4 protein-coding genes are annotated in these 4,750 nt (G+C 71.8%); 1 reads left to right on the forward strand and 3 read right to left on the reverse strand.

Features of this window, described 5'->3' with window-relative positions; all coding sequences use genetic code 11:
- Positions 1 to 81: 81 nt before the first annotated feature.
- From ADY01_RS32955 to ADY01_RS41965, 3 genes are read right to left on the reverse strand one after another with little or no spacing between them, the layout of a single operon-like run.
- Entirely contained in the window at positions 82 to 1,023 is a 942-nt protein-coding gene (locus ADY01_RS32955) for an RluA family pseudouridine synthase (protein WP_049580420.1), read from the reverse strand.
- 45 nt (positions 1,024 to 1,068) lie between these two features.
- A complete protein-coding gene (gene lspA / locus ADY01_RS32960; RefSeq protein WP_049580421.1) occupies positions 1,069 to 1,743 on the reverse strand; it encodes a signal peptidase II in 675 nt (224 codons plus the stop codon).
- A gap of 56 nt (positions 1,744 to 1,799) precedes the next feature.
- Entirely contained in the window at positions 1,800 to 2,438 is a 639-nt protein-coding gene (locus ADY01_RS41965) for a TraR/DksA C4-type zinc finger protein (protein WP_078900814.1), read from the reverse strand.
- A 286-nt stretch (positions 2,439 to 2,724) separates the two neighbouring features.
- On the opposite strand from ADY01_RS41965, the gene ileS reads away from it, so the two are divergent.
- Positions 2,725 to 4,750, forward strand: a 2,026-nt coding sequence (ileS, locus tag ADY01_RS32970) for an isoleucine--tRNA ligase (protein ID WP_049580423.1), incomplete at its 3' end; no start/stop codon positions are given.

The raw sequence follows: 4,750 nt of genomic DNA on the forward strand, positions 1-4,750 counted from the left end.
GGGTTCGCGCACCCCGCGGCCGTCCTCCCGGCCCAGCGGGACGTCCCGGCCCCCGAGAAGATCTGAACGGGCGAACGGGGGTCAGGCGCTCTCGGCGCGGATCCTCTCCAGGGCGGAACGCAGGTCCCCCGGGTAGTCACTGGCGAACTCGGCCCAGCTCCCGTCCGCGGGGTGCGCGAACCCGAGCCGCACCGCGTGCAGCCACTGCCGCGTCAGCCCGAGGCGCGCCGCGAGCGTCGGGTCGGCGCCATAGGTGAGGTCGCCGACGCAGGGGTGACGGTGGGCCGCCATGTGCACGCGGATCTGGTGGGTGCGGCCGGTCTCCAGCTTGATGTCGAGCAGGGAGCCGCCGCGGAACGCCTCGATCAGGTCGTAGTGCGTGACCGACGGCTTGCCCTCCGCCGTGACCGCCCACTTGTAGTCGTGCTGCGGGTGACGGCCGATGGGCGCGTCGATGGTGCCGCTCATCGGGTCGGGGTGCCCCTGCACCAGCGCGTGGTACCGCTTGTCCACGGTCCGCTCGCGGAACTGCTGCTTCAAGTGCGCGTAGGCGCCCTCGGACTTGGCCACGACCATGAGCCCCGAGGTGCCGACGTCGAGGCGGTGCACGATGCCCTGCCGCTCGGCGGCGCCCGAGGTGGCGATCCGGTACCCGGCCGCGGCCAGGCCCCCGATCACGGTGGTGCCCCGCCATCCGGGGCTGGGGTGCGCCGCCACGCCGACCGGCTTGTCGACCACGACGAGGTCGTCGTCCTCGTGGACGATCTCCATGCCCTCGACCGGCTCGGCCTCGACCACGGGCGGCGCGGCGGGCACGGGCATCTCGACCTCGATCCACGAACCGCCCATCACCCGCTCGGACTTGCCCACCTCGGCACCGTCCAGCCTGACCTTCCCGGCCGCGGCGAGCTCGGCGGCCTTGGTGCGGGAGAAGCCGAGCATACGGGCCAGGGCCGCGTCGACGCGCTCTCCCTCCAGCCCTTCCGGTACGGGCAGGGCGCGGGTCTCAGGAAGGGTGCTCACCCGTCCGAGTATGCCGGAAGGCGGCGGGTGTTCCGGACGGTGCGCTCAGTCGCGGTGCACGGTCCCGTCGGGGTCAAGACCCCGGAAGGACAGCAGGACGATCAGGATGCCGCCGCAGACGATGGCCGAGTCGGCGAGGTTGAAGACCGCGAAGTACTTGGGGGCGATGAAGTCCACCACGTGCCCCTCCAGCGCGCCCGGCGCGCGGAAGAGGCGGTCGGTGAGGTTGCCGAGCGCGCCGCCGAGGAGCAGCCCCAGCGCGATGGCCCACGGGGTGCTGTACAGCTTTCGGGCGAGCCGGATGATCACCACGATGACGGTCGCGGCGATGCAGGTGAAGACGACGGTCAGCGCCTCGCCGATGCCGAACGCGGCCCCGCCGTTGCGCAGCGCCTCGAACCGGAGCCACTCGCCGAAGATCTCGATCGGCTCCTCGTGCTCCAGCCACTCGACCACCATGATCTTGGTGATCAGGTCGAGCAGGTAGGCGAAGGCCGCCACCCCGGCCAGCACGGTCACCCGGCGCCCGCCGCGCGCCGCGGGGGTGGGGTCGCCGTCCTCGCCCGCGGCCCGTTCGCCGGTCATGTCGTCACTCACGTCGTCGGGCAGCTCGCCGGGCCTCTCACCGGCCGGCGCCTCGGTGCCGGTCGTCTCGCCCCTGTCGTTGGACTCGTCCGGGGTCTCGTCCGGGGTCTCGATGGTCCGCTCCGCCTCGCTCACGGGATGAGGGTACGCCACGCCAGTGCGATCACCGGAAATGCGATCGCCGGTGGCCTTCAGAACCGCCGCTCCTGCTTCTGCTTGCAGTCCACGCACAGGGTGGCGCGGGGGAACACCTGCATTCTGGCCTTGCCGATCGGGTTCCCGCAGGTCTCGCAGAGGCCGTACGTCCCGGCCTCCAGGCGCGCCAGCGCCCGTTCCGTCTGGTAGAGCATCTCCCGCGCGTTGCTCGCGAGGGCCATCTCGTGCTCGCGCGTCACGTTCTTGGTGCCCGTGTCGGCCTGGTCGTCGCCCGCCCCGTCGCCCGAGTCGCGCATCAGCCCGGTGAGCGCCTCCTCGGAGGCGAGGATCTCGCCGCGCAGGCGGTCCGCCTCGGACGTGAGCTCGTCCCTGGCCCGGACGGCCTCCTCCTCCGTCCACGGGTCCTCGCCGGACCGGACGGCGAGGTCGCCGGGGACGGCCGGAGCCGCGGTGCCGGCGGACGGCCCCCGGGGAGCCGGATCACCCGCCGTGCCCTTCTTCGCTGCCACCATGGCGACGGCTCCTTCACATAGTGTGATGTTGCTCGCGAATCGTGACCGGAACGATAAATCGACCGGGTCCGCGCGGCAACGGGGGCGCGCCGGTCTCCCTGCGTTGTGCCCCGCCCGGCCGCCGGATAACCGGTCATCGTCCCCTGGCCGGGGCCCGTACACTGGGGGGCGCGAGAGGCGTTGATGGGGACGAGTAACGTCGTCAGGCAGCCGTGAGCGACCCGGGGATGGTGTGAGCCCGGGGGCGAGCGCGACGCGAAAATCACCCCGGAGCCGCCGGCGGAAAGCTCCCCCGAGCGAGTAGACCCGGCATCGCGGCCCAATGAGGGGGCCACGGGCGCGGCCGGAATCCGGGCGCCGCCCCGGCCAAGGAGGGTGGTACCGCGGGAGCGCTCGCTCTCGTCCCTCCGACGGAGATCGCCATGTGTGTCCGCCGGAGGACGATCCGATGACGCAGTACCGCCACGTCCCAGCCCAGGTCGACCTGCCCGCGCTCGAACACGAGGTGCTCGACCTCTGGCAGGCGAACAAGACCTTCAGCCGCAGCCTGGAACAGTCCCAGGGCCGCCCCGACTGGGTCTTCTACGAGGGGCCGCCGACCGCCAACGGCATGCCGGGCGCGCACCACATCGAGGCGCGCGTCTTCAAGGACGTCTTCCCCCGCTTCAAGACGATGCGGGGCTACCACGTCAGCCGCAAGGCGGGCTGGGACTGCCACGGCCTGCCCGTGGAGCTGGCCGTGGAGAAGGAGCTCGGCTTCAGCGGGAAGCGGGACATCGAGGCGTACGGCATCGCCGAGTTCAACGCCCGGTGCCGCGCCTCGGTGACCCGCCACACGGACGCCTTCGCCGAGCTGACCACCCGCATGGGGTACTGGGTGGACCTCGACCACGCCTACCGCACGATGGACCCCGAGTACGTCGAGTCCGTGTGGTGGTCGCTGAAGGAGATCTTCGGCAAGGGCCTGCTCGGCCAGGACCACCGCGTCGCGCCCTGGTGCCCCCGCTGCGAGACGGGCCTGTCCGACCACGAGCTCGCGCAGGGCTACGAGACGGTCGTGGACCCCTCGGTCTACGTCCGCATGCCGCTGGTGTCGGGACCGCTCGCAGGCGAGGCGTCGCTGCTGGTGTGGACGACCACCCCGTGGACGCTGGTCTCCAACACCGCGGTCGCCGCCCATCCGGGCGTCACCTACGCCGTCGCCACCGACGGCACCGAGCGCCTGCTGGTCGCCGAGCCGCTGTTGGAGGCGGCGCTCGGCGAGGGCTGGCGGGCGACCGGACAGACGTTCACCGGCGCCGAGATGGAGCGCTGGGCCTACCGCCGCCCGTTCGACCTGGTCGACTTCGGCGGCGCCGAGGCGCACTACGTGGTGAACGCCGAGTACGTCACCACCGAGGACGGCACGGGTCTGGTCCACCAGTCCCCCGCGTTCGGCGAGGACGACCTGCTCACCTGCCGGGCCTACGGCCTGCCCGTGGTCAACCCGGTGCGCGCCGACGGCACGTTCGAGGAGGGACTGCCGCTGGTTGGCGGCCAGTTCTTCAAGAAGGCCGACGAGGCGCTGGTCGCCGACCTGGCGGACAGGGGCCTGCTCTTCCGGCACGTCGCGTACGAGCACAGCTATCCGCACTGCTGGCGCTGCCACACCCCGCTCCTCTACTACGCACAGCCCGCCTGGTACATCCGCACCACCCTGGTGAAGGACGCCCTGCTCCGGGAGAACGAGCGCACCACCTGGTACCCGGAGTCGGTCAAGCGTGGCCGCTACGGGGACTGGCTGGACAACAACGTCGACTGGGCCCTCTCGCGCAACCGTTACTGGGGCACCCCGCTGCCCATCTGGCGCTGCGAGGACGGCCACCTCACCTGCGTCGGCTCGCTGGCCGAGCTCAGCCGGCTGACCGGAGCCGACCAGTCGGGGCTCGACCCGCACCGCCCGTTCATCGACGAGGTGGTGTTCGCCTGCCCCGAGGCGGGCTGCGACCACACGGCCCGGCGCGTTCCCGAGGTCATCGACGCCTGGTACGACTCGGGCGCGATGCCGTTCGCCCAGTGGGGATACCCGTACCGCAACCGGGAGGTCTTCGAGCGCACGTACCCGGCGCAGTACATCTGCGAGGCCATCGACCAGACCCGCGGCTGGTTCTACACGCTGATGGCCATCGGCACCCTGGTCTTCGACCGGTCCTCCTACGAGACCGTCGTCTGCCTCGGGCACATCCTGGCCGAGGACGGCCGCAAGATGTCCAAGCACCTGGGGAACATCCTGGAGCCCATCCCGCTCATGGAACGGCACGGCGCCGACGCGGTGCGCTGGTTCATGGCCGCGGGCGGCTCGCCCTGGGCGGCCCGCCGGGTCGGGCACGGCACCATCCAGGAGGTGGTGCGCAAGACGCTGCTCACCTACTGGAACACGGTCGCCTTCCAGGCCCTCTACGCCCGCACCTGCGGCTGGGCCCCCACCCCGGCCG

The sequence above is a fragment of the Streptomyces sp. SBT349 genome, from assembly GCF_001083795.1.
Classification (GTDB): Bacteria; Actinomycetota; Actinomycetes; order Streptomycetales; family Streptomycetaceae; genus Streptomyces.